The sequence below is a fragment of the Ignavibacteriota bacterium genome (genome assembly GCA_016708125.1).
Taxonomy (GTDB): Bacteria; Bacteroidota; Ignavibacteria; order Ignavibacteriales; family Melioribacteraceae.
Genome location: JADJGF010000001.1, coordinates 2,699,950 through 2,726,647 on the forward strand (window position 1 = coordinate 2,699,950; position 26,698 = coordinate 2,726,647).

The window sequence follows — 26,698 nt, forward strand, 5'->3', positions numbered from 1 at the left end:
TTATTTTCCTTTTGATCTTTTATCCAATATTATTGCTAAGATTATGAATATTGATCCAAATATTGCAAGATAAATTAATTGCTGCCAAAATGCGGAAATTCCGACTCCTCTTAAAAGAATTGCTCTTAGAATTACAATGTAAAATTTAGCCGGGGTAATATTTGTTAATATTTGAATTGCAGCGGGCATTGTTTCTATAGGAAAAATAAATCCCGATAGTATAAATGACGGCAGCAATGATGTAACATTAGCGGCTTGAAATGCAACCTGTTGAGAATCTGAAACTGTTGAAATGAAAATTCCCATACCTAATGCCGCAAATAAAAAGGTAAGCGTTCCAAATAGAAGTAAAAACAAATCTCCTTTAATTACAAGTCCAAACATCAAGTATCCCGCAACAAGAACAATTGCAGCATTAATTAATGATATAAAAATATATGGAATTGTTTTGCCAAGAATAAATTCCAATGATGACAGCGGCGAAACGTTTATTTGCTCAATTGTGCCTCTTTCTTTTTCTCTTACAATTGATAAGGATATTGATATAACCGCGGTAACAATTAATATCATTCCCATTAAACCCGGTATTAAAAATTTTGTCGATTGTAATTCTGGATTAAACCAAAACCTTGGCTGCAAATCAATCGGTACATAAAGTTTTTTTCCGGTAATGGCTAAATATTCTTTAGTAAGTTTAAGAGAATAACTATATGTAGCGGCGTTTACGTAATTTTGAATTGCGTTTGCGGTAGTTCCGTCAACACCATCAATTAGAAATTGAACTTTAACTTCTTGCTTTGAATTTAATTTTCTTGATAAATCATGTGGAAAAACCACAGCGGTTTGTACAATTTTTTCATCCAACAATCGTTTAATATCACTTTCGTTTTCTACATAAGTTATAAGTGTAAAATACTCCGAACTAATTAACCCGTTTATATATTCTCTAGTATAATTTGATTTGTCCAAATCATATACGGCAATTTTAATATGCTTAACGTCAAAATTAATTGCATATCCAAAAATTATTAGTAATACTACAGGGAAAAAGAAAATTATAAACAACATCCGTGTGTCTCTGCTTAATTGTTTCAATTCTTTTTTTGCTATTGCGTAAATTCTATTGAGCATTTTATTTATTATCCTTCTCAATTAAGTGAATAAACACATCTTCAAGTGTGGGAATAATTCTTTCAACACGTTTTACATTAATACCGTTTTGTTCTTGAAGTAATTGAACTATATTATTTTCATCAATTGTACTGTTATTTAAAATAACGTGTATGTAGTTGCCAAAAATTGAAGTTTCTCCAACCCATTTTTCCTTTTCTAAAATTTCAAGACTATCAACGGTTTTGTCCGTTTCAATTTCTAGAATAGGATTTTTAATGTAATTAGTTTTTAATGCTTTTGAATTCCCTTGTGCAACTAGCTTCCCTGCATTGATTAAAATGATATTGTTGCAAAATTCAGCTTCATCTAAATAATGTGTTGTAACTAATACCGTAGTTCCGCTAGCAGAAAGATCATTAATAAGATCCCAAAAATTTCTTCTTGAAATTGGATCAACTCCGCTTGTTGGTTCATCTAAAAAAACTATTTTGGGTTCGTGAATTACCGCCGTTCCTAATGCCAATCTTTGTTTTATTCCGCCCGGCAATGAAGATGTAAGTATGTTTTCCATATTTTCAAGATTTGCAACTTTTAAAACCCATTTTTTTCTTTCTTCATATTTTTTTCCGCTTAATCCATAAACTCCGGCATAAAATCTGATATTTTCCGTAACAGTTAAATCATTGTAAAGAGAAAATTTTTGGGACATATACCCAATATTTCTTTTAACCAATTCAGACTGTTTCATAATGCTATAGCCGCTTACCAAAGCATCTCCGAAAGTTGGTTCTAATACTCCGATTAACATTCTTATTGTTGTAGATTTACCAGCACCATTTGCCCCAAGAAATCCAAATATTTCACCTTGTTTAACGGTAAAGTTTATGTTGTTAACTGCTGTAAAGCTTCCAAATTTTTTTGTAAGATTATTTACTTCTATTGCGTTCATTAGTAAATGATTCTCCCCATGGATTTTTCTAATTTTACTTTTGAAATTTGATAATCAACTTCTGCTGTTTTTAGATTTGTTTCCGCTTGCAGTTTTAGTGTTTCAGCATCTATTAAATCGGTGCTTGTTACTAATTGAAGTTCATATTTTTCTGCCGTAATTCTATAATTTTCTGATGCCTGTTCTAATGCGAGTTTATTAACATTAACTTTTTCATCAGACTTTAATAGATTCAAATAATTAGAATGTACTTCTAACTGAATGTTTTCTTTTAGTTGATCATAATTTGTTTCAAGTTGTATATTATTTTCTTCCGCTTGTCTTACTTGAGAAGAAGTTAAACCCCAATTCCAAACATCCCAGCTTAAAGTTACGTTAACATCCCAGTTGTAATTAAATTCATCCTTAGCCGGAAGAAATCTTTGATTGGGATTGCTGTAATAATAGTTGCTTGATAAATAAAGCGAAGGAAACCAATTTGATTTTGCAGCGTCAATACCTTCTTTACTGCCTTCAATACGATTGCTAAATGATTTTAATTCGTATCTATTATTTATTGCTTCGTTTATAATGTCGGATAAATCATAACTTACCTTATTTATTGTTTTGTTATCTGCAGCTATTTGTGTTTTGGAGTTGAGATCAATTCCAACAGTTTTATTAAAAGTAATCCTTGAAATATTTAAATTGTTTTCTGCCTCAATCAGCATTAATTTTGTATTTGAATATTGAACTTCTAGCTTTAACAAATCATTTTTTGATATTAATTCCTGATCATAAAAATTTCTAGTATTGGTTAAATGACTCGCCATTTGTTCTAAAGTTTTTTGAATTAAATTTTTAATTTCGGTTGCTTTATAATAATTCCAATATGCACTGTAGATATTAAATGCCGATTCATTTTTTTCTTTTGAATAATCATTTTTCACCGCTTCCAAATTGTATTTTGCTGAGTTTCGAGAAGATGAAAGTTTAAACCCGGTAAATATTGGCTGAGTAAGCCCCAGCTTAAATGTATAATTATTATATATCGGATCCGAAATAGTAATAGGCGCTGGAGAAAACGGCATAGTTACTTCAAACGCTGGAATGTTTTCACTTAATCTTGTATAATTTCCAAAAAGTTTGATTTGCGGAAAAAATTGACTTTTTATTTCAGCAAGTTTAGCATCGGAATAATTTACTTTTGATTGTGAAATTTTCAAATCTTTGTTACTTTGCAATCCCAACTCTAAACTTTCTTTTAGAGTTAATATTCTTTCTTGAGCAAACAACGAACCAACCGAAAGGATCATAATTATTATTATTGTTTTCATTTTCATTTCCTATTCTTTTTTCTAAACTCTATTTATTCCACTATTTAAGATTTGTTCATAAAATGAATGAACACATTTTCCAATGATGGAGTTATTAATCTTTTGTCTGTTTCTATAATTGAGTTTTCCACGAATATTTTTTTAATTATTAAGTAGTCACTTTCATAATTAAAAACCGAAATATTGAGCCGGTCACCATACATTTGAACTTCAAAATCTGTTGTTGTTCTTATTAAATTATAAGCAACTCTAATTGGACTGCATACAATTTCTACCACTTGCATATTCATCGATTCTTTTACATTCTTTGGAGTATCGCAACTTATTATTTTCCCCTTATCCATTAAAGCCACCCTGTTACATCGTTCGGCTTCATCCAAATATGGAGTTGTCATAAAAATTGTTATTCCATCTTTTAAGAGATTAGAAAGTATTTTCCAGAAATCTCGTCTCGAAACGGGATCAACACCGGTTGTCGGCTCATCAAGAAAAATTATTTTGGGTTTATGGATTAAAGTGCAAGCCAATGCTAATTTTTGTTTCATTCCACCGGAAAGTTTATCTGCGAGTCTGTCTCTAAATGGAGTTAATCGCGTGAATTCAAGAAGTTCGTTTCTTCTTTCTTTATAATTTTTAACGCCGTGTATATCCGCAAAAAATTCAATGTTCTCATCTATTGAAAGATCACCGTAAAGTGAAAATTTCTGTGAAAGATATCCGATTTCATCTTTTATTAAATTTTTTTGTGTCAATAAATCGAAGCCCAAAACTTTTGCATTGCCCGCATCCGGGTTTAAAAGTCCCACCAACATTCTCATTGTAGTTGTTTTTCCAGCGCCATCCGGTCCAACTAAGCCAAACATTTCGCCCCTATGTACTTCATAACTTACTCCATCAACAGCTGTAACCGAACCGTAGCTTTTTTTCAAATCAGTAATGTTTATTATAGTTTCCATTATTGTAATCTCAGTTTGGATTTATAAATAAATTTTTGCATCGGCTGGCATTCCCGATTTAAGATCAAAGTTTTTGTTATCAATTTCTAATTTTACGGCAAAAACAAGTTTTGTTCGTTCATCTTTTGTCTGGATATTCTTTGGTGTGAACTCTGCTTCCGACGAGATGTATGTTACTTTAGCTTCATAATTCTTATCTGGATAGGTATCTATATTAACTTCGGCTTTTTGCCCAAGTTTTACTTTTCCCAGTTCGACTTCCGATACATAAATAACTAATTCAACCGTTGATAGATTTGAAACTTTAAATAAAGAAGACATGGGAGATACTGTTTCACCGGCTTCAATAAATTTTTTAACAATTATTCCATTTATAGGCGAAGTTACGTAACTATCCCGTATCTGTTTTTTAAGCAGATTTACAGAAGCTTCAGCTTTCTTCAGATTACCTTTTGCTTGTTCAATTTCCTCCGGCCGGAAAATTTTATTTATTTTTTTATAATTTTCTTTTGCCGAATTGTATTGTGCTAATGTTACTTCATAACGAGCAGATATATCTTCAAATTGTTTTTTAGAGATTGACTTATTTTCCCATAATTTTTCGAATCTATCAAAATCATTTTTAGCATTATTAAAATTAATTTCGGCTTGTTTTAACATTTCTTCGGCTTGATTTATATCTTCACTTCTTGCCCCTTTTTTAATTAAATCAAGTTGTGCTTGTGATATTTGAACACCTGCTAAAGCTTGATCAAGCTGCAATTCCAGAGCTTCTTGATCTATTATTAAAATTGTATCTCCGGCATTGACTTTTTCACCTTCCTCAAATAAAAATGATTTAACTTCACCTATATTTTTTGAACTAACAACAACATTTTTAGATTCAATTGTCCCGGTTTCTTCTATATACGAATTATTTTCAGTGTTACCGCATCCAGTTATAAGTACTATAATAAGTAATAACGAGAAATTTTTTATTGCTTTCATTTTTATCCTTTTTATTTTTGATTCAATTTCTTAGTTAATGCTAACTAACATTTATTTAAAAAATTTTTTGCCTTCTTTGTCAATACGCCTTTTAATAATATTTGAAAAATTTCGGTAAATTCATTTTTGCCTTTTTCATTTACGATTTTTGTGTTAATTATAGAATTTGAGGAAATAATTGAAAAAAATAAATGCAGCATTGTTTTGGGTTCGAATTTATTAATAATATTATGTTTTTGAGCGTTTTTAATAAGAAACGTAAAAAGAGGGAAAATTTTTATTTGTTTAAAATTATTTATTTGTTTCAACACTTCGGGATATTTAACTTTTAATTCACTTAAGATATTTTGATTAAAAAATGGAGAATTTGTTTGAACAATCTGCATTATTTTTTCAAATTTTTCAAAAAATGAATCCTTTTTTTGAGTTATTAAAATTATATCTAAATATGATTTTTTTAGTAATTCCAAAAAGAATTTGGATAAAAACTTCTCCTTATTTGAATAATATTTATAAAATGTTTTTTTACTCATCCCAATGTCTTTACATAACTCTGAAATATTAAGACTTGTTATTCCATTTCTCAGAATTTGCACTTCAACTAAATTGAAAATTATATTTTCTCTTTCTTTAAATTGCATATTAATTACTCGATTTCATCCTTAATGCTTTTAAGCCAAAAAGAAGAGTTGCACTTACCATAGATGCTGCGCCAATTAAAACGAAAATTGGAGACAAATTAAGATAAAGTTCTCCAAGAATTCCCAATGGCATTAAAATTCCAGCCAGAGTTAAATAAGAAATAATTTTTGCTGATTTTATTTCGAGAGGAAGTTTCATTAATAGATATCCAAAAACAATATTAAGGAATGCAAAAAGATTTCCGTGCACATGGGCCAACCTTGCTTCAAAATGTGGCGCAACAGCATTCCCGGCAATCCAGGCATCTTTGTCGGATGCAAAATCTCGTGCATAAATCAAATAAAACCCGTATGCCATAAAACCAGCCATTGTTATAAAACCAGTCCCAATGTTCCATTTACCAGTTGTTGTTTTCATTTAACTTCTCTATTAATGATTAAAAAATCAACTTTTCAAACGTTTTTGTTATGTTTTCACCTTTTTCTTTTAGTGAAAAACTAAAATTATTCAGCTTCCACTCAAGCACGCATATTCTTATAAATCCCATTATAATTTTTGCAATTTCTGCCGCATCAACATCTTTTACTTTTTGATTACTTTTAATATCATTAATTATTTCAACTATTATTTTTAATCTTAGACCCATTATCTGCATTAATTTTTCCTTTAAAATTTTACTTTGTGTAAACATTTCTTCCGAAAAAATTACAGAAGTCATCGCTTTGTTTTTATCGAGAAAATTAAAATGAAATAGAATAAATTCATTCAATTTATCTTTTGGATCAATTTTCTTGTTCACACTTTCAATTAATTTTTGATCAAAATTGCTGATTCTTGAAAGAATTCCCAACACAATATCTTCTTTATTTAAAAAGTGACGATAAATTGCCGGTTCACTTATTTTTACACGCGAAGCTAATTCTCTAATGGATAATGATTCATATCCGCCTTCGTGAATTATATTTAGTGCTTCATCAATAATTGTTTTTTGTCTTTCTTCAGTTGTAAATTTTGCCATTTCTTAAATCCAAAATAGTTTGTTAACATTCACTAACAAATTTATGCTAAAATTATCGACTTGTCAAGTGAAAAGTTTAAATTTTTTAAAAAACGTGATATGAAAAGTATTTCCTTAAAAAAGTATGATGAATATATTTGTTAAAAAGTAAATTTAATATGATAACAAATCATAAAAGATAACTTAAAATACAATTTTTCGTAAGTGGTTATAAAACAGATTGGGGAAAAGAAAATTAAAAGTATTAAAAATTAGATATGTTAACACCTTTAATTGTTTCTTTGTTTGAGAATTATTATTATTCAATTAATCAATAGAATAATATAATAAAGATTTAATTTATGACCGGTAGAGAATTTAAAGATTTGACGTTTCAACAATTTGCAAATATCGCAACAGCTTTTTCAAGTCCCAAAAGACTTGAAATAATTGACATACTTTCGCAAGGCGAACGTGATGTGGAAACTTTGACAAAAGAAACCAATATGAATTTTGCCAATACTTCGCGTCATCTACAAATATTAAAATCTGCAAATTTGATTAAAGCAAGAAAAGAGGGAGTTAGAGTTTTTTATTCACTTTCAGATAATGAAGTTTATAAAAGCTGGAAATGTTTACAATCCTTAGCCGAAAAAACAACAGCAGAAATTAGAGAAGTTACAAAATTATTTTTTGAAGAAAGACTTACTCTTGAGCCCATATCAATGAAAGAGCTTTCTGAAAGAATGAAAAATCAAAATATTACTCTTATTGATGTTCGCCCAAAAGAAGAATTTAAAAGCGGACACATTCCAACGGCAGTTTCACTTACCATTTCGGATATTAAGAATGAGCAATATAAAATTTCGAAAAGCAAACAAATTGTTGCCTATTGCAGAGGTGAATATTGTGTGCTAGCTGCAGAAGCTGCCAAAATTTTAAGTTCGAAAGGTTATAAAGTTACAATTATGAAAAGTGATGTAAACACCTGGCAAGAATCTGGCGGAGTTTTAGAAATATGAAAGTAAGAGAAAGTGGGATGCCGGAAGAAGAAATGTGGAATTCCTTTTTTTATCCTTCTGAAATATTTAAGCAACTTGAACTTAGTAATGAAATTAATAATGCAGTAGAATTCGGTTCTGGTTACGGAACATTTACTTTAGAAGCTGCTTCATTGGTTAAAGGAATGGTTTATGCAATTGATATAGAAACGGAAATGATAAATATTTTACAAAAGAAAATTGATCAAAATAAGGTGAAAAATGTAAAAATATTGCATCGAGATTTCATTACACATGGAACAGGGCTTAATAATAACTCAGTTGATTATGTTATGCTATTTAATATTCTTCATACTGAAAAACCAGTTGAATTATTAAAAGAAGCTTTTAGGATTCTTAAAACGGATGGTAAAATTGGTATTATTCATTGGATATATTCCGAACTTACTCCACGCGGTCCCTCTCTAAATATTAGACCAAAACCAGAACAATGTATAGATTGGCTTAAAGTTGCAGGATTTGATATTTTAAAGAAAGAAATAGATCTTCCACCCTACCATTATGGAATTATTGGAATTAAAAAATAAATTTAAGGAATAGCAATTATGAAATTACTAATAATAATTAATGATGGACCTTATGGAACAGAAAAAGCATATAATGCATTAAGACTTGCAATGAACATTCAGAAAGAAAGTTCTGAAGCAGAAGTAGCAATTTTCTTAATGGCGGATGCTGTTGGCTGCGGAATTCCAAATCAAAATACTCCGCAAGGATATTATAATATTGAGCGAATGTTGAAAGCAGTAATTTTAAAAGGTGGAATTATAAAAGCTTGCGGAACGTGCATGGATGCAAGAGGTTTTGCTGAATTAAAATTACTTGACGGAGTTGAAAGAAGTAATATGAAAGAACTAACTGAAATAACTTTAGGGGCGGATAAAATCATCACGTTTTGAAATCTAGTAAGTTTTATAATAGCTGTTAAACCAGAATTCGCAATTAAATATTACATTTCCTTTAATCCTTACGCTAGCACCTAAAGGAATAATAAAAACATTTTTATTATTTATATATGTAATGGTTGTTACATTATATTTATACAACTTGCAATTATTCATATATTTGTATATATTTTTAACAACATATTCGATATTCTTGTAACAAACATTACATAATTATGAAGTTGTTATTTTTAGTACATCAGGTACAAACAAAAAATTCTAAGGAAAGAGTTAAGATATGGCGGCTGACAAAAAGAATTGGAGCCGTATTATTTCGTAATTCAGTTTATGTGTTACCTTACAGTGAAGAAAGGAATGAAGACTTTCATTGGCTTTGTCAGCAAATAAAAGATTCTAAAGGTGATGCATCTGTGTTTATAACTGATTCAAATAAAAATGAAGATGATGAGCTAATAAAATTATTTACTGTAGAACGATCAAAAGATTATGAACAAATAATTGAAAAACTAAATGACTTAGTAAAAGCTTTTTCTGAGAAAAACTTTCGTAAAAATCTTGAGGAGAATGTTAAGAAAATATTAAAACAATTAAATCAGATTACTGGTGAGTTCAATGATCTTCAGAAAATTGATTTTTTCAATTCATCACACAGCAGCAATGTTAAGAAAATAATCCAGGAGATAAAACAAAAACTTTTAAACTTTGTTGGAAATACCGGTTCCGAAGAAATAAAACTATCCTATTCTGTACAGAATTATCAGCGTAAAGTGTGGATTACGAGAGCGCATATTCATATTGATAGGATTGCCTCAGCTTGGCTTATTAAAAAATTTATTGATGCGGAAGCAAAATTCGTTTTCAGCGATAATAATATTTTCCCGGATGATGCAATTCAGTTTGATACTTTCGGAGCAGAATTCGGGCACCACGGCGACAACTGCACTTTTGAAACGTTGATAAAAGTTTTTAGAATGCGTGATAAAGCTTTGCAACAAATAGCAGAAATTGTTCACGATATTGATCTGAAGGATAATAAATATCAAAGAACTGAAGCTAACGGAATTGACAAGACAATCAGATCCATATCCGATTTTATAAATGACGACCAGAAAACTTTAAACTACTGCTTAACAATGTTTGATGGTTTCTATAATAGCTTTAAAAAAATTAAAAGGAGAAAGTAAAATGAAACAAATATTTTGTGTCTTTAGCTTGTTATTGTTTGGAGTTTTACTAAACGCACAAACAATAAACTTTGATAAGGATGAAACCGGAAAAGTTCCAAATGATTTTACTACAGCACTTACCGGTAAGGGAGCTGAAGGTGTCTGGGTAGTTTTAAAGGACCAAACTGCACCGTCTCAACCTAATGTCTTAGCACAAACCGATATGGATGATACGGGATACCGCTTTCCACTTTGCATCTATAACAATTTTTCGGCAAAGAATGTTGATGTAAGTGTAAAATTTAAACCGGTAAAGGGTGAAGGTGATCAAGCTGCGGGAATTGTATGGCGATACAAAGACAAAGATAATTACTATATAGTAAGGGCAAATGCACTTGAGAATAATGTTGTCCTCTATAAAGTAGAAAATGGAAAACGAACCGATCTTCCACTTGTTGGGAAAGGAAGAACTTATGGTGAAGATGCAGAAGTTCCATCACTCAAGTGGAGTGAATTAAGAGTATATACAAAAGGTAATTTATTTGATGTGTATTTGAATGGCAAGAAAGTATTTAAAGTAAAAGATTCCACTTTTACTAATGAAGGTAAAGTGGGCTTGTGGACTAAAGCGGATTCCTACACACTGTTTGATGATTTTAATTTTAGAAAATTAGACTGAGCATACTATGCAAACATTACTAAAAATATTTATAATTACATTTTTTACTATTTCAGTTTCTAATGCTCAAAATAACAGAACATACATTACAAACTTTAATGATAATTTTATAACTGTAATTGATCTAAACACTGCTGAGAAAATTACTGATATAAGAACCGGAAAAAATCCACACGGAGTTGATGTTTCACCGGATGGAAAATTTATTTGCGTTAGTAATGAAGGGGATAATACTCTTTCTGTTATCGATGGAGAAACAAATAAAGTAATAAAGCAAATCCCAGTAGGAAATCATCCGCATCAAATAGCATTTACAAAGGATGGTAAATATATTTTTGTAACTATCAATGCTGAACATAAGGTTTATATCATTAATACTAATGATTGGACTTTCGAAAAGTCAATTGTCGTTGGGAGAAATCCACATATTGCTCTTCCTTCACCCGATGGAAGCAAAATGTATATCACATCAGAAGGTGATAATAAAATAGTTGTAATTGACTTGGTAAAAATGGAAGTTACTAGTGAGATAACAATGTTCGGATTGCCTCGTGTTCCGGTAATTAACAATGATGGAAATACAATTTATTCTACACTAAGATGGTTTAATGGTGTTTTAAAGATTGATACTGAAAAAAATAAGGTTGTTGACTGGATTCAACTGCCGCAAACAAAATCTTTCCCACAAGAAGGTAAAGCATCTCACGGACCCGGTCTTCATCCAAATGGAAAGTATTTATATCTCACAAGTCAGATTCTAAATTCCGTTTCGGTAATTGATATTGAAACACAGAGAATAGTTAAAGAAATAGTAGTTGGAATTGATCCAAACTGGATTGATTTTACTAAAGATGGAAAAACAGCAATTGTAAGTAATACGGCTGATAACACTGTTTCTATAATTGACTGCGAAAAGAATGAAGTGATTAAAATAATTCCGGTTGGGAAAAATCCAAAACGGTTGGTTGTTGAAAAGTGATTGTAAAATCATTTGGTAAAGAATACTTAAAAATTAGTGGTGCTGGATTTTTCCTTTACTTTAGCTATGCACTTTCGCGTTCGCCAATAATTCCGCTTTATGCTGAAAGTCTTGGTGCTTCATCACAAATGATTGGATTTGCAGTAGCTGCTTCAACAATCACGGGAATATTTGTTAAGCTGCCCGCCGGCACTGTTTCCGATATTATCGGAAGAAAAACGGTATTAATTATTGGTGCACTTTTTTTTGCGTGCACACCTTTTTTATATCCGGTTGTTTCATCGGTAATAATACTGATTCTCATTCGTTTGATTCACGGAAACGCAACTGCAATTTTTGGTCCCACTATCAGTGCATCAATCTCAGACATTGCTGATAAAAACAGCAGAGGAATTCAACTCGGTCTTTTCTCGTCTGTTCAAGGAATTGGACAAACACTTGGCGCTTTGCTCGGAGGTTTTTTGATTTCTTATCAAAGTTTTGGATTTACTTTTTTAACAAGCGGTTTTATAGGTCTTGCCGGTTTAATGTTTGTTATATTTATTCAAAAGTGTGATGAAAAACGAGAACGCCGCGATCTACTTAAAAAATTTGTAACCGGAATTAAAGAAGTTGCCTCTAACAATAATATTGTTGTTACCAGTTTAACAGTTGCCTCACAAATGTTTGTGGTTGGGGCGTATAATGCTTTTCTTCCTTTGTATGCAAAAGATATTGTTAAGATAGAAGCGTGGCAAATTGGTTTAGTTTTCGGAATACAAACTACAACCACACTGCTTGCCCGTCCTTTAATGGGAAGATTTAGTGACAAAACCGGAAGAAAGCCGATTATCTTAACAGCGCTGATATTCAACTCAATCCTTATTTCATTACTAACATTAGTAAAATCTTTTGAACTGCTTCTTGTATTTGGAATATTGTGGGGACTCGGAACTTCGGTTATTTCCTCTGTTGCTGTTGCATTCATTACTGATTTAACAAAGCAAAAAAAATTTGGTGCAGCACACGGCACTTACGGAACAATTTTCGATATTGGCGAAGCGCTTGGACCTATTGCAGCCGGATTTTTGGTTGCTGTAATTTCTTACAACTGGATGTTTATTCTTGTAAGTTTACAACTTTTATTAATGACTGTCTTATTTGGTAAATATAAAATTGGAGTTATAAATGAGGATTAAATTCTTATTTCTATCCATTGTTATCATTTCTTTTTTTATTGGATGTTCGAAGAAATCTAATGAGGTGGTTGTTTATACATCTGTGGATCAAGTATTTGCTGAGCCGGTTTTACAAATGTTTGAAAAGAAAACCGGAATAAAAGTAAAACCGGTTTACGATACTGAAGAAACAAAAAGCACCGGTGTTTTAAACCGGCTTATTGCTGAAAAAGATAATCCCCAATGCGATGTATTCTGGAGCGGGGATCCGGTAAGAAGTATTATTCTTAAAAACAAAGGAATCACTACCGGTTATTTACCAAGCATTGCTGATAGTATAAACTCAATCTTTAGAGACGAAAAAGGTTACTGGATAGGTTTTTCATCGAGAATAAGAGTTATTATCTACAACAAAAACTTAGTGAAACGGAATGAAGCACCGAATTCTATTTATGATTTGCTTAATCCCAAATGGAAAGGAAAATGTGCAATTGCAAATCCTTTATTCGGAACAACTTCATTTCATATTGCTGCACTGTTTACGGAACTCGGTGACGATAAGGCAACTGAATTTTTAAATAATCTTAAACAAAATAATGTTTTAATTGCCACGAGTAACGGTGATATAAAAAAACGTATTGCCGATGGGGAAATAGCCTTTGGACTTGTTGATACCGATGATGCTATAGTTGCAATGCGTGAAGACAAACCGGTAGGAATGATATTTCCGGATCAGCAAGGAATAGGTTCATTGATTGTTCCTAACGCAGTATCGTTAATAAATAATTCACCTAATTCAGAAAACGGGAAAATATTAATTGATTATCTGCTCACAACTGAAGCGGAAATGCAGTTAGCAAAACTTGCAGCACAAATACCAATGATTAAGACAGATTATCAAATTCCAGAAATGCCGAATATAAAAAGCATTAATGATATTAAATCTATGAACATTGATTATGAAAAAGCCGCTGCTAAATTAGAAGAGATACAGCCATTACTAAAAAAATGGCTTGAGCAATAAGGGGAAAAATTGAAAAAAAGTACTCTGCTATTAAGCATAACTCTGTTTATAATTGGCGGATTGCCTATAGCAACTATGTTATTTTCATCCTTCATTAAAGAAGGAAGTTTTTCTTTTAGCAATTACAATTTATTGTTTAATGATTTACAGAAATTATTACTTCTTTTAAACAGTCTCTCTCTTGGATTATTAACTGTAATAATTACGAACGTGATTGGAATTCCGGCAGCATTCTTTCTCACAAAAACCAATCTGAAATTCAAAAACATTATCAAAATCGGTTTCCTTTTACCCATCTTTATTCCACCATACATTAGTGCAATAAGCTGGGGTGCAGTGCTTGGCAAGAATGGTTTAATGAATAGTTTATTTAATGTAGGTGGGTTTACAAATTCAATATATAATTCGCTGTTTGGCACTTCATTTATTCTTGGGATTAGTTTTTTGCCAATAATTATTCTTTTCATTAGCGATAGTTTGAACAATATTGAAAAAGAAATCGAGGAATCCGCTATGATGGATGCCTCACGAAGAAAAATATTTTTTAAGCTCACTCTTCCAATGCTCAAACCATCTATTCTTTCTTCATCGATATTAATTTTTATACTTACTATTTCTGAGTTTGGTGTTCCGATGTTATTGGGAGTGAAAGTTTTTACTACAGAAATTTTCACTCAGTTTTCTGCATTCTATAATTATGATGCTGCAATAATATTATCACTGCCATTAACAATGATTTCATTTGCATTGATTTACTGGGAATATAAAAAATTAAAAGGTGTGGCTTTTGTAAATACCGAGTCTATGAAAAATAAAACCAAAGAAATAGATTTAGGAAACCAGCAAGTTGTAATTTTTATAGGGCTGATATTATTAATGTTTGTTCTCATTCTGCTGCCTTTAATAATTCTGTTCTTTAAATCTCTTCCGTTAGAATCCTATTTTCAAGCGTTAAATTATATGGAGAAACCGGCTGCTGTTTCTTTTATAAACAGTTTAACCGGAGCATTCATTTTAACGGCGCTTGGATTTTTTACTGCATATTTTGTTGAACGTCATAAAAAAAAGTCTATCGACATACAATTATTTTTTTACTTTGCTATCCCTAGCACGGTTCTTGGGATAGGTTTAATTCAATTATGGAACCAATGGATATTTTCAGATTTTATTTATAACACGTTTATAATTGTTCAGCTTGGTTACATAGCAAGATTTCTGATTATTTCTGAGCGATTGTTTTTAACGGCTTTCAAACAAATACCAATTTCATTAGAAGAATCGGCTGCTGTTGAAGGAGCAACGCAAATTCAGATTTTCAGAAAAGTTCTTATTCCGATTTTAAAACCTACTTTTTTTATTTCATTTATTTTGGGATTCATTTTTTGCTTTGGTGAACTGGGAACGACAATTGTTGTATACCCCGCTGGGCAGTCAACACTTCCGATAACTCTTTACACTATTATGGCAAACAGTCCGGAAAGTGTTTATTCTGCGATGAGCATAATGATTCTAATTCCTCTGCTGATTATTACCGGTTTATTATTTGGCATTGAAAATTTCTTTAATTCGGAAACAAGGAAAGCTTAATGAAGATATTTACTTTTTTATTTAGTGTAAGTCTTGTTTCATCCACTGTTGTGTTTTCACAAGTAAATCAAAATAATACTGCTAAGGCAACTTACACAAAAGAAATTATTACTGTTGATGGTTTACTTAATGAAAGCTCGTGGAAAACTGCTGATGTAATTGCAAAATTTACTCAACGGGAATTAAATGAAGGTGAAAAGCCCACTGAATTAACTGAAGTAAGATTACTCTATAATTATGATAACCTTTATGTTGGCGTTTGGTGTTATGATAGTAATCCTAATGAAATTATTTCGAACAGTTTAGAAAGAGATTTCAGCTACTGGCTCGATGATAATTTTGAAATAATTTTAGATACCTACTTTGATAAACGAAACGGTTACTTGTTTATAACAAACCCAAACGGGGCAAGATCTGATGCACTGGTAACGGATGAAGGCAATGGCATAAACACTAATTGGAATGGCATTTGGGATGTTCACACAACGATTACAAGTGAAGGATGGTTTGCTGAAATTATTATTCCATTTACAACATTAAAGTTTTATAATAAAAATTCTCAAACATGGGGTGTTAACTTTGAACGAAATATTCGTAGAAAGCGAGAACAAGTTTTGTGGAAAGCGTGGCTGCGAAATTATGAACTCGAAAAACTCTCACAAGCCGGTGAGCTGCACGGAATAGAAAACATTAAAAATAAAACTCTGATTGAACTCAAGCCCTTTGTTGTTGGCGGAATTCAAAAAGGATATGAACCATATGATTTTGAAAACACCTCCACAACAAAAATCGGACTTGATGCAAAATATTCTTTAACCTCTTCATTAACTCTCGATGCAACGATAAATACAGACTTTGCACAAGTAGAAGCTGATCAAGAAAAAATAAATCTTACAAGATTTCCGTTATTTTTCCCGGAGAAAAGAGAATTTTTTTTAGAAGGAGCGGGAATTTTCACAACTCAGTTTGGAGGAATGATCTATCCTTTTTATAGCAGAAGAATCGGTTTAAATTCAGCAAGGCAATTAATTCCTATTTATGGCGGATTACGTTTAGTTGGAACTTCAAATAAAAGCAACTTGGGTTTTCTTACAATGCAAACTGCTGAGAAGTATGGAGAACCAACAACAAATTATACTGTAGCAAGATTGAAGCAAAATGTTTTAGAAAGTTCTTACATCGGTTTTATGGCAACTAATAAACAGAGTTCGTTTGCCTATAACCGATTCTTAGGAGTTGATGGTTTATGGACAAACTCAAATATTTTTGGAAATAATACCCTCGTTATTGGCGGTGCATTTGGAACAATAATTTCCCCTTCAGTAAAATCTGACAACCTTGCCTATCGCTTTTATGTTGATTATCCCAACGACTTGATTGATTATTTTATTGGTATAACGGCTGCACAAAAGAATTTTAATCCAGAAATGGGTTTTGTCGCAAGAAATGATTTCAACAAATTTTCTTCGCAATTAAAAATTCAGCCAAGACCGGAAATCTCTTTTGTTCAGTATCTGCAATTCAAACCGTTTGAATTGGATTATTATTATGATAGGCAAGGTGCACTTCAATCACTTTATTATGAAGGAAGACCTCTCGGATTTTCAACAGAATCCGGTGAGTTTTTTGAATTTAACATTCAACGCACTGCTGATCGGCTGAATGAAGAATTTGATATCTTAGATGGTATTATTATCCCAAGCGGTCTTTATTGGTGGACAAATTATGAAATTCAATTTGAAACTAACAGCAGCCACTCCATATCCGGTGCGCTCTTTTATCGTTGGGGTGATTTCTATAACGGCAAAAGAGACGTAATAAGTTTTGAAATTGTTGGAAAAATAAATAAACATCTTCAAATAGCTGCGGACTATACAAGAAATTATATCACACTTCCAAAAGGTAAGTTTACAACACACGAAATTGCATCACGTATTAATTATAATTTCTCAACAATGTTTAGTACATCCCTTTTTGCACAATGGAATAATGAAGACAAGGAAATAAATTTTAACTTCAGATTACATTGGATTCCATCGCTTGGCAGTGAAGTATATTTAGTGTACAACGAATTATTAGATTCACAAGAACGAATTTTAAAACCGGAAGTTGCAGTAATACAATTGAAAGGCGTTTATTATCTTCCTCTAAAAATATAGTTTACAAAAAAACGGAAATAAAATGGCAAGTTTGGAACTAAAAAATGTTACTAAAGTTTTTAACAGTAATATTGTAGCAGTAGATAATGTTTCTTTTAAAATTGAAGAAAATGAATTTGTTGTGCTGGCTGGTTCATCTGGTTGTGGTAAAACTACTATCTTAAGAATGATTGCCGGATTAGAAGATATAACTTCCGGGGAAATTAATATTGATGATAGAATTGTTAACAATCTACCTCCAAAAGACCGTGATATAGGAATTGTATTTCAGAATCAAGCGCTTTATCCACATTTAAATGTGTACGATAATATTGCTTTTGGATTGCAGCTTAGAAAAATTGATAAAAAAGAAATTAATGATCGGTTAAATGAAGTATCAGAATTACTTGAAATAACAAATTTGTTAAAACGAAAACCAAATGAGCTATCTGGAGGACAAAAGCAACGAGTTGCTTTGGGTAGAGCAATGGTTCGTAAACCAAAGATTTTCTTGTTTGATGAACCTCTCAGTAATTTGGATGTTTTACTGCGTAAAACACTGAGAAGAGAACTTAAAAATCTTCACGCTAAACTAAACACACCATTCATTTATGTGACACACGATCCGATTGATTTAATCACACTTGGGCAGAAAATTATCATTTTAAAAGATGGGAAAGTTCAACAAATTGGTTTTTTAGAAGAGATCAAAGAAAAACCGTTGAATCAGTATATTAAGGAATTTATAACAATAGGATAATAACTTAAAATGTTGAGTCCTTCTATCGTATTTATTGTTGTCTATGATTAGTAAGTATTGAAAAGATTTGAGCTAATGATTAATGAAAGATTTGATACTAATCTTGGGAAAATAACAAGGCAAACTTATCAACATTATTCAAGTATCCACAAGAAAATTGAAAATGTTTATCTGCAGTTCAGAAAAGTAACTAAAAAAAGAGCTTTTTTACCAAATGACTTCGCTCTTAAAAAAATGTTATAATTAAATTATGGAGTTTTATCAAAAAAAATGGCTATGTCTCCGTTAGTTAATGGATCAAAACTGGACTTTTGTTCTCTCAAACTCTTCAATTTATTTTAAGGATAGATTTAATGATTTTCAATAAATCAAAATCCCATTTAATTAAATTATTTTACAGTCTTAAAAATGGATTTACTAATGCAATTTGTTTAAACCTACTAAATAATTGGAGATAATATAAAATGTTTTCAACAGTAAGATATTTTATAAAAACTAGCATTGTTTTTTTAATAATTGGAATTTTATCCGGATTGTATATTTCTATTTCAAAAGATTTCTTTCATATTCCAATTGGAACTTCATCTATATCTGCACATGTACATATTATTCTTGTTGGCTCAGTAATGATGATGATTATGGGTGTGGCTTTATGGTTTTTCCCACGAGCTGAAAAGGAAGATAAAAAGTATAATCCGAATTTAATTTTGGGGACATATTTATTAATTACAATTTCTACGGCATTAAGATTTATTTTCCAAATTATTGCTAACTTTTTTTACGTTGATTGGATAAATATTATGGTTACAATATTTTCATTTTTCCAAATTATTGCAATTTTGCTTTTCTTCTATTCAATGTGGGGAAGAATCAGACCAGTTGGGAGCCAATATCGTGAAGCAAAAGGTGAAAAATTTTGATGGGATATTACATTACAGAAGAATGTATTAACTGTGGTGCTTGTGCAATTGAATGTCCTACCGAAACAATTTATGAACCAGGAGTCAGTGTAGGGAATTCAGGAAATTATTTTGATCCGTTATCCAAAGATCATTATTTCATTATTAAAGATAATTGTGATGAATGTGCTTTATTCAGTAGAGTTAGATGTGTAGCCGTTTGTCCAACTGATTCTATTAAATACAAAATTTAATGCAAAAATTAATATAAAATTGAGGGAGTTAAAATGTCTGAAATAAAAGCTTATTTACTAATAAAACAAGTTGATTTTCAAAACAGTTCTATTGTGAGTAAACAAATAATTAAAAATAAAAATGGGAATGTTACGTTATTTGCATTTGATAAAGGTGAATCTTTAGCAGAGAATATAAAAATATTTATAGCTTTAGTTTTTGATGATATATGTAGTATAAGTAATTAAATTTGTGACATTTCATTAAATTAAAATATAAGCTAAGTTTTTACTTCTTCATATCTTTTCTCATTGCATAATTGCAAATCAAAATGCTAAAATAAGTCTACACTTTTATAAAAGATAACATGTTAAGTAAAAATGACCTTAGATAAATACAAAGATTTGCCAATAGTTTATTCATGTTCAGGTTGCAGTAACATTGCTCAAATGTCGAATAATATAGCTGTTAAATTAGATAGAGAGGGAATTGCAGAAATGTCCTGCATTGCTGGTGTAGGAGGAAATATTCCATCATTAGTAAAGAAAGCTAAATCTGGTAAATCAATAATCGTTATTGATGGTTGTCCGCTTGAATGCGCAAAAAATTGTTTAAAGAATGTTGGTGTTGAACCTGATTTAAGTATAGTGCTAACAACAGTTGGATTGAAAAAAACATTTCATGTGGATTATGATCAGAAAACGATTGAGAATGAATATAAAAAAATTTATTATAAATGAATTTTCAACTGAATTGAAATAATTACAAAATAAATATAGTCGAAAAAATTTAGATTAATTTTAAAATTAAAGAATATTTGAAAAAAAAATCCATCAATTCCTTATCATCGTATAACTGTTAAAGGAACCAGAAAAGAAAAAAATTAAAGTTTCGCAAAAAGTTATTTTATGATTGACAAATAAATAATAATTTCTTACTTTAAATCAGAATAAAAAATCCGAATAATAAATAGCTAATATGATTTTTAATAAAAGTACAGAATACAGTGTTAGAATATTGTTATACATGTGTGAGGCTGGAGATTACAAATACTTTAGTGCTACAGAAATAGCAAATGTAGTAAATATTCCCAAAGAATATCTTTCAAAAATATTGCAAAAATTAACTCACAAAGGGATTGTTTTTTCAAAAAGAGGGAAAAGCGGCGGGTTTAAATTGCTTAAATCTAAAAATGAAATTGAGTTAAATGAACTTATAAATCTTTTTGATAATGAAAAATTTTACTCAAAATGTTTGATAGGTTTATTTGATAATTGCAATGATTGTAAATGTTCTTTTCATAATCAATGGGTAAACCTAAAAACTGTATTGATTTCTTCAAATTTAGAAAATATTAAAACGACACTTTTTTTACAATAAAATAAGACAACATATACTAATAATTAATAGGGACAATAAATGAAAAATAAAATATTTGTAATAATACTCATTTCAACAATTTTAATTAATTGCGGAGAAAATAATGATTCCAATAGTTCAACTGGAAGTAATAATTCAGCAAAAGAAAAACTTGCGCAAAAATTTGGATTAACACTTTATGAATTAGAAAATGGTGTTGGTCCAATTAAAGAGAAAATTACTTTAGGTGAAATAAGCAAATCTTTGGCGGATGATGGAAAAAAATTATTTGAAGAAAAATGTATGCAGTGTCATAAAATGGATGAAAGATATACCGGTCCGGCACTTCGTGGAGTAACTGAAAGGAGAACTCCGGAATATATTATGAATATGATTTTAAATCCAGAAGAAATGACTAAAAGACATCCGGAAGCTAAAAAGTTATTAGGAATTCACGCAAATCAAATGACATTTCAAAATGTTACGCAAGAAAATGCAAGAGCACTTCTCGAATATTTAAGAATGGAATCATCACATTAAAAGGGAGAATTATATGTCAACGAAACAAAAAGCAAGATTTATAATTTCTATTTTTTTCTTAGCAATAATTTATAGCTGTTCAGGAAATAATGGAAAACCGGGAACAAGTGATGCTGCCGAAAAAGTTTATGTTGCACCTGGAGAGTATGATGAATTTTATGCTTTTATGTCGGGTGGATTTAGCGGACAAATAACAGTTTATGGATTACCATCCGGCAGATTGTTTAAAATCATTCCCATATTTGCTCAACATCCGGAGAATGGATATGGCTACACTCCGGAAACAAAACCGATGTTGCAAACTTCATATGGAGAAATACCTTGGGATGATGCGCATCATCCGGAGTTATCTCAAACCGATGGAACACCGGACGGAAGATGGATATTTATTAATGCAAATAATACTCCAAGGGTTGCAAGAGTAAATTTAAGCACTTTTGAAACTGAGGAAATAATAGAAATTCCAAATTCTGCAGGAAATCACGGTTCTCCGTTCATTACAATGAATACAGAATACGTTGTTGCTTCAACAAGATTTAGCGTTCCGATTCCTCAAAAAGATGTTCCAATATCTTCATATAAAGAAAATTTTAAAGGAACAATTTCATTCATTAAAGTTAATCCGGAAAACGGAAGAATGAATATTGAATTTCAAATTTTAGTTCCGGGTTTTAATTATGATTTGGCACATGCGGGAAAAGGTCCTTCTCATGGTTGGGCATTTTTTACTTCGTATAATAGTGAACAAGCAAATACTTTATTGGAAATAAATGCATCCCAAAATGATAAAGATTTTATTGCAGCAATAAATTGGAAAAAAGCAGAAGAATATATTAAAGAAGGAAAAGGGAAAAAATATAATTCAGAATATTATCATAATATCTATGATGATGAAACCCATACTGCTACTTCAAATGTTGAAAAAGAAATACTCGTATTAGATCCAAAAGATTGTCCGGGTTTAATATATTATTTACCAACTCCAAAATCTCCGCATGGTGTAGACGTTGATCCTTCTGGTGAATATATTGTTGCCGGTGGAAAACTTGCAACAGTTATCCCGGTTCATTCATTTTCCAAAATGATTAAAGCCATAGAAAACAAAGAATTCATTTCGGAAATATTTGGAATTCCGGTTTTGAAATATGAATCTGTAATTGCTGGTGAAGTTGAAGATCCTGGTTTGGGACCTTTACATACAGAGTTTGATGGAAATGGATATGCTTACACTTCTGCATTTATTTCATCCGAAATAGTAAAATGGAAATTGGGCACTTGGGAGGTTGTTGATAGAATTCCAACATATTATTCAATCGGTCACTTAATGATTCCGGGAGGAGACAGCAAAACACCTTTCGGTAAATATGTTGTTGCATTAAATAAAATTACAAAAGATAGATATTTACCAACCGGACCTGAACTTTGTCAATCAGCGCAATTGATTGATATCTCAGGAGATAAAATGAAATTGCTTTTAGATTTCCCAACAATCGGCGAACCTCATTATGCACAAGGAATTCCAGCTGAAATTCTTATGAAGGGACAAAAGAAAATTTATGAATTGGGAAAAAACAATCATAAATATGGATTAAGATCAGAGAAAGATGCAAAAGTTGAAAAAAATGGAAATGATGTTCATATTTATATGTCAACAACAAGAACTCACTTTAAGCCTGATAATATTGAAGGAATTAAAATTGGAGACAAAGTTTATTTTCACATAACCAATTTAGAACAAGATTGGGATATCCCGCATGGTTTTGCAGTGAAAGGAATGAATACTGCTGAACTTTTAATAATGCCCGGACAAACAAGAACTGCAATTTGGGAACCGAAATCAGAAGGTGTTTATCCATTTTATTGCACAGACTTTTGTTCAGCATTACATCAAGAGATGCAAGGGTATGTTCGTGTCTCCGCAAAAAATAGCAGTAATGAATTAAAATATAATTAGGGATTTTGAAATAGGTTGTCTCAGAATGTAATAGTTAATTATGGTTGGAATAAGGCTCCGTTCAAAACAATTTTGAGACAACCGTTATTATGATATAATATTCAGAGAACTATGAGGGAAAATATGATGAATAAAAAGGAGAGACTTCAAACAATAATAGCGGCGCTTATTTTAATCGGTGTTTTTTATTTCCAATTTGGAAAATTGATTTGCAAGCTCCACAATATCCGGAAGGGATTGGTTTAAGAATTTGGGTGAATCAAATTACCGGATTTAATGAATTTGATTTGAATAATATCAATAAACTTAATCATTACATCGGTATGAAAGAAATTGTTCCATCATCAATACCGGAATTAAAAATAATGCCATATATCGTTTTATTTCTTATAGCTTTTGGAATATTAGTATCGATTCTAAAAATAAACGATTTCTAACAATTTGGCTGTCTCTTATTATAATTCTTATGATTGCCGGTTTATATGATTTTTACATTTGGGGATATGATTACGGTCATAATTTAAATCCAAATGCACCAATTAAAGTACCGGGAATGTCATATCAGCCGCCGTTATTGGGTTCAAAGCAATTGCTAAATATGAAATCAATTTCATTACCGGATATTGGAAGTTATTTTATTGGAATATCGTTTCTGCTTGGGAGTTATGTTTTGTTTAATAAAAAAAAAAAAAGGAAAAAACTTTATGAAAAATATTTTATTTGGAATAATTCTTTTGGTCAGTACTAATTGTTCAAACGGACCGGAACCAATTAAATATGGTCATGATAGCTGTGATAAATGCAGAATGCAAATTATGGATCCAAAATACGGAACCGAATTAGTTACATCAAAAGGGAAAATTTATAAATTTGATTCAGTTGAATGTTTAGCATTTTATGCAAAAAATATGAATGATGATGAAAATTCAACATTGTGGGTTACAGACTTTTTAAATAAGAATGAATTAGTTGAAAAAAATAAAGCTTACTTTTTGTTAAGTGCAAATTTAAGAAGTCCAATGGGATTGAATCTTACTGCTTTTTCTTCTCAAACAGATTTAAATAAAATTAAGAATCAGTATCAAGGTAAAAAAATAAATTGGGATGAACTAATTGAGTATGTTAATCATGAATGGCAGCACAAAACAATGCATCATTAGTATTAATTTAGTTTGGATAATTTTCTTAATTCCACAATATTTTTATGCGAAAGAAATTCATGTTGGAAAAGATCATCCGATTAAAACTATTAAATCAGCTTTAAGTATTGCAAATACTAATGATAGAATAATTTTACATAGTGGAAAATATTTTGAACATGATATTGTTATTGATAAGAAAATTGAATTAATAAGTTTTGAAAACTCCGTAATTGACGGTGAAAATAAATATCAAATTTTAACGGTAAAATCTGATTCAGTTAAAATATCCGGCATTACTTTTATAAATACCGGAATTAGCTTTATCGATGACAATTCAGCTGTTAAATTAGATTCGGTTAAAGGATGTGAAATTTATAACAATACTTTTGATAATAATTTTTTTGCAATCTACTTAGCTAAAACTTCGGATAGTATTGTGAGAGATAATATTATTAAGGCATATACAAAAAAGGAATCATATTCTGGAAATGGAATTCATTTATGGTATTGTAAAAATATTACAGTAGATAAAAACTATATCAATGGTCATCGTGATGGAATTTATTTTGAGTTTGTTAGGGAAAGTCATATTCAAAATAACATAAGTGTTAATAATTTGCGATACGGATTGCATTTTATGTTTTCAGATAATTGCAGTTACTCGTATAATGAATTTTTGGAAAACGGCGCCGGTGTTGCTGTTATGTATACGAAAAAAGTTAAAATGTTTAAAAATAAATTTGAAAGAAATTGGGGACCAGCTTCTTATGGAATATTATTAAAAGACATATCAGATAGCGAAATTGAAAACAATTTCTTTTACAAAAATTCAAGCGGTATTTATGTTGAAGGTTCGAATAGAATAAATATTAATAATAATAATTTCACCGAAAATGGTTGGGCAATCCGCTTAATGGCAAATTCTATGGATAACCACTTTGAACGAAATAATTTTATTGGAAATTCTTTTGATGTAACGACAAACAGTACAAAAAACTTTAACTATTTTGAAAATAATTTCTGGTCGGATTACAAAGGATACGATATTGATAAAAACGGAATTGGTGATATTCCATATCGACCGGTAAAATTATTTTCTTTAATTGTTGAGAAAAATAGACCGACAATGATTCTTTTGCGGAGTTTATTTACCGAAATTTTGGATGTTGCAGAAAAAATATTTCCGGTACTAACACCGGAAACACTTATCGATGAATCTCCATCTATGAAAAGAATTTTATGATTAGAATTGAAAGTTTAGAAAAATTTTACGGTAAATTGTGTGTTCTAAAAAACATTGAATTATCAATAGAAAAAGGCAAAATCACTTATCTTGTTGGACCAAACGGTTCTGGGAAATCAACACTAATAAAAGCAATTCTTGGTTTAATAAAAAAGTATAACGGAACAATTTCTATTGATGGTAAAATTATTAACGGCGAAAGTGATCATAGAAATCTAATTGGTTATATGCCGCAGAGTGCAAGTTTTCCGGAAAATCTTTTAGTAAAAGATATTTTTTCTATGGTTAAAGATATTAGAAATTCCAAAACAATTGATGAAGAATTGATTTTGGAATTCTCACTTGAAAAGGAGATGAATAAAAAGTTAAAGAATCTTTCCGGCGGAACAATTCAAAAAGTTAATGCCGCAATTGCATTTTTATTTGATCCGCAAATATTAATTCTTGATGAACCAACATCCGGCTTGGATCCGGTTTCAAGCAATATTTTAAAGAAAAAAATTCTAAAAGAAAATCAAAAAGGTAAAACAATATTTTTACGTCCCACATTATAAGTGAGTTGGAAGACCTTGCTCAAAACATAGCTTTTTTGTTAGATGGAAATTTATGGTTCAATGGAGCTAAAGAAGAATTGATAAATTCTACTAATGAAAAAAATCTTGAAAAATCAATTGCATCAATAATGATAAAAAATTCGAAATGAATAAAACTCTAAAAATTATCAAATATCAAATTAAGGACAATATTCAAAGCAGATGGATCATTGGATTTTTTATTTTTTTTATGACTTTTACATATTGGTTAATAAATTTTACCGGAGATGCGCCAAAGGTAATTTTAAGTATTCTAAACATGATTTTAATTGTTATTCCGCTTATAAGTTTAGTGTTCGGAGCAATATATATATAACA

The 26,698-nt window shown here is 30.5% G+C and carries 29 protein-coding genes and 2 pseudogenes; 23 read left to right on the plus strand and 8 right to left on the minus strand.

Annotated elements, in window-relative coordinates:
* The 8 genes from IPH62_11825 to IPH62_11860 are packed head-to-tail and all read right to left on the minus strand — an operon-like array spanning position 1 to position 6,981.
* Positions 1–1,131: an ABC transporter permease gene (locus IPH62_11825; GenBank protein MBK7105962.1), complete on the minus strand. Its 1,131-nt coding sequence runs from the start codon at positions 1,129–1,131 to the stop codon at positions 1–3.
* Between the two features lies 1 nt (position 1,132).
* Entirely contained in the window at positions 1,133–2,062 is a 930-nt protein-coding gene (locus tag IPH62_11830; protein MBK7105963.1) for an ABC transporter ATP-binding protein, read from the minus strand.
* Entirely contained in the window at positions 2,062–3,378 is a 1,317-nt protein-coding gene (locus IPH62_11835; protein MBK7105964.1) for a TolC family protein, read from the minus strand. Before IPH62_11835 ends, IPH62_11830 begins: the two co-directional genes overlap by 1 nt.
* Before the next feature lie 44 nt (positions 3,379–3,422).
* Positions 3,423–4,334, minus strand: a complete 912-nt coding sequence (locus tag IPH62_11840) for an ABC transporter ATP-binding protein (GenBank protein ID MBK7105965.1) — start codon at positions 4,332–4,334, stop codon at positions 3,423–3,425.
* 21 nt (positions 4,335–4,355) lie between these two features.
* Complete coding sequence (locus IPH62_11845) at positions 4,356–5,321, minus strand: efflux RND transporter periplasmic adaptor subunit (protein MBK7105966.1); 966 nt, start codon at positions 5,319–5,321, stop codon at positions 4,356–4,358.
* A gap of 44 nt (positions 5,322–5,365) precedes the next feature.
* Positions 5,366–5,962: a TetR/AcrR family transcriptional regulator gene (locus IPH62_11850; protein ID MBK7105967.1), complete on the minus strand. Its 597-nt coding sequence runs from the start codon at positions 5,960–5,962 to the stop codon at positions 5,366–5,368.
* A 1-nt stretch (position 5,963) separates the two neighbouring features.
* Complete coding sequence (locus IPH62_11855) at positions 5,964–6,380, minus strand: hypothetical protein (GenBank protein ID MBK7105968.1); 417 nt, start codon at positions 6,378–6,380, stop codon at positions 5,964–5,966.
* 19 nt (positions 6,381–6,399) lie between these two features.
* Positions 6,400–6,981 carry a TetR/AcrR family transcriptional regulator gene (locus tag IPH62_11860; protein ID MBK7105969.1) on the minus strand — a complete coding sequence of 194 codons (582 nt, stop codon included), beginning with the start codon at positions 6,979–6,981 and terminating at the stop codon, positions 6,400–6,402.
* Between the two features lie 341 nt (positions 6,982–7,322).
* On the opposite strand from IPH62_11860, the gene IPH62_11865 reads away from it, so the two are divergent.
* The 23 genes and pseudogenes from IPH62_11865 to IPH62_11975 all read left to right on the plus strand — a co-directional run bounded on the left by IPH62_11865 (position 7,323) and on the right by IPH62_11975 (position 26,696).
* Positions 7,323–7,982: a metalloregulator ArsR/SmtB family transcription factor gene (locus IPH62_11865; GenBank protein MBK7105970.1), complete on the plus strand. Its 660-nt coding sequence runs from the start codon at positions 7,323–7,325 to the stop codon at positions 7,980–7,982.
* On the plus strand, positions 7,979–8,548 hold the full coding sequence (locus IPH62_11870; protein ID MBK7105971.1) for a class I SAM-dependent methyltransferase: 570 nt from the start codon (positions 7,979–7,981) through the stop codon (positions 8,546–8,548). Before IPH62_11865 ends, IPH62_11870 begins: the two co-directional genes overlap by 4 nt.
* An 18-nt stretch (positions 8,549–8,566) precedes the next feature.
* On the plus strand, positions 8,567–8,920 hold the full coding sequence (locus IPH62_11875; protein ID MBK7105972.1) for a DsrE family protein: 354 nt from the start codon (positions 8,567–8,569) through the stop codon (positions 8,918–8,920).
* Positions 8,921–9,141: 221 nt separating this feature from the next.
* Positions 9,142–10,110 (plus strand): chromate resistance protein, encoded by a 969-nt coding sequence (locus IPH62_11880; protein MBK7105973.1) that lies wholly within the window; start codon positions 9,142–9,144, stop codon positions 10,108–10,110.
* Position 10,111: 1 nt separating this feature from the next.
* Complete coding sequence (locus tag IPH62_11885; GenBank protein ID MBK7105974.1) at positions 10,112–10,771, plus strand: DUF1080 domain-containing protein; 660 nt, start codon at positions 10,112–10,114, stop codon at positions 10,769–10,771.
* A gap of 7 nt (positions 10,772–10,778) precedes the next feature.
* Positions 10,779–11,750, plus strand: coding sequence for a beta-propeller fold lactonase family protein (locus tag IPH62_11890; protein MBK7105975.1), 972 nt, complete (start codon positions 10,779–10,781; stop codon positions 11,748–11,750).
* On the plus strand, positions 11,747–12,928 hold the full coding sequence (locus IPH62_11895; protein ID MBK7105976.1) for an MFS transporter: 1,182 nt from the start codon (positions 11,747–11,749) through the stop codon (positions 12,926–12,928). Before IPH62_11890 ends, IPH62_11895 begins: the two co-directional genes overlap by 4 nt.
* Positions 12,918–13,931 carry an extracellular solute-binding protein gene (locus IPH62_11900; protein MBK7105977.1) on the plus strand — a complete coding sequence of 338 codons (1,014 nt, stop codon included), beginning with the start codon at positions 12,918–12,920 and terminating at the stop codon, positions 13,929–13,931. Before IPH62_11895 ends, IPH62_11900 begins: the two co-directional genes overlap by 11 nt.
* 9 nt (positions 13,932–13,940) lie before the next feature.
* On the plus strand, positions 13,941–15,518 hold the full coding sequence (locus IPH62_11905) for an iron ABC transporter permease (GenBank protein ID MBK7105978.1): 1,578 nt from the start codon (positions 13,941–13,943) through the stop codon (positions 15,516–15,518).
* The gene (locus IPH62_11910) at positions 15,518–17,677 is read left to right on the plus strand and encodes a carbohydrate binding family 9 domain-containing protein (protein MBK7105979.1); all 2,160 of its coding nucleotides are present in this window, start codon (positions 15,518–15,520) and stop codon (positions 17,675–17,677) included. The genes IPH62_11905 and IPH62_11910 overlap by 1 nt, the downstream gene beginning before the upstream one ends.
* 22 nt (positions 17,678–17,699) lie before the next feature.
* Entirely contained in the window at positions 17,700–18,416 is a 717-nt protein-coding gene (locus IPH62_11915) for an ABC transporter ATP-binding protein (protein ID MBK7105980.1), read from the plus strand.
* Between the two features lie 464 nt (positions 18,417–18,880).
* On the plus strand, positions 18,881–19,336 hold the full coding sequence (locus IPH62_11920) for a hypothetical protein (protein ID MBK7105981.1): 456 nt from the start codon (positions 18,881–18,883) through the stop codon (positions 19,334–19,336).
* Positions 19,336–19,569, plus strand: coding sequence for a 4Fe-4S binding protein (locus IPH62_11925; GenBank protein ID MBK7105982.1), 234 nt, complete (start codon positions 19,336–19,338; stop codon positions 19,567–19,569). The genes IPH62_11920 and IPH62_11925 overlap by 1 nt, the downstream gene beginning before the upstream one ends.
* 33 nt (positions 19,570–19,602) lie before the next feature.
* Positions 19,603–19,797 carry a hypothetical protein gene (locus tag IPH62_11930; GenBank protein ID MBK7105983.1) on the plus strand — a complete coding sequence of 65 codons (195 nt, stop codon included), beginning with the start codon at positions 19,603–19,605 and terminating at the stop codon, positions 19,795–19,797.
* Positions 19,798–19,929: 132 nt separating this feature from the next.
* Entirely contained in the window at positions 19,930–20,289 is a 360-nt protein-coding gene (locus IPH62_11935) for a putative zinc-binding protein (GenBank protein ID MBK7105984.1), read from the plus strand.
* Between the two features lie 238 nt (positions 20,290–20,527).
* On the plus strand, positions 20,528–20,929 hold the full coding sequence (locus IPH62_11940) for an Rrf2 family transcriptional regulator (protein MBK7105985.1): 402 nt from the start codon (positions 20,528–20,530) through the stop codon (positions 20,927–20,929).
* 39 nt (positions 20,930–20,968) lie between these two features.
* Positions 20,969–21,448, plus strand: coding sequence for a cytochrome c (locus IPH62_11945; protein ID MBK7105986.1), 480 nt, complete (start codon positions 20,969–20,971; stop codon positions 21,446–21,448).
* Between the two features lie 13 nt (positions 21,449–21,461).
* The gene (gene nosZ / locus IPH62_11950) at positions 21,462–23,402 is read left to right on the plus strand and encodes a Sec-dependent nitrous-oxide reductase (protein MBK7105987.1); all 1,941 of its coding nucleotides are present in this window, start codon (positions 21,462–21,464) and stop codon (positions 23,400–23,402) included.
* Between the two features lie 111 nt (positions 23,403–23,513).
* Positions 23,514–24,150: pseudogene (locus IPH62_11955) on the plus strand (hypothetical protein).
* Positions 24,107–24,562 (plus strand): nitrous oxide reductase accessory protein NosL, encoded by a 456-nt coding sequence (locus IPH62_11960; GenBank protein ID MBK7105988.1) that lies wholly within the window; start codon positions 24,107–24,109, stop codon positions 24,560–24,562. The pseudogene IPH62_11955 and the gene IPH62_11960 overlap by 44 nt, the downstream one beginning before the upstream one ends.
* The gene (gene nosD, locus IPH62_11965; protein ID MBK7105989.1) at positions 24,531–25,787 is read left to right on the plus strand and encodes a nitrous oxide reductase family maturation protein NosD; all 1,257 of its coding nucleotides are present in this window, start codon (positions 24,531–24,533) and stop codon (positions 25,785–25,787) included. Before IPH62_11960 ends, nosD begins: the two co-directional genes overlap by 32 nt.
* Positions 25,784–26,490 (plus strand): annotated as a pseudogene (locus IPH62_11970) (ABC transporter ATP-binding protein). The gene nosD and the pseudogene IPH62_11970 overlap by 4 nt, the downstream one beginning before the upstream one ends.
* Entirely contained in the window at positions 26,487–26,696 is a 210-nt protein-coding gene (locus tag IPH62_11975) for a hypothetical protein (GenBank protein ID MBK7105990.1), read from the plus strand. The pseudogene IPH62_11970 and the gene IPH62_11975 overlap by 4 nt, the downstream one beginning before the upstream one ends.
* The last annotated feature ends 2 nt before the right edge of the window (positions 26,697–26,698 follow it).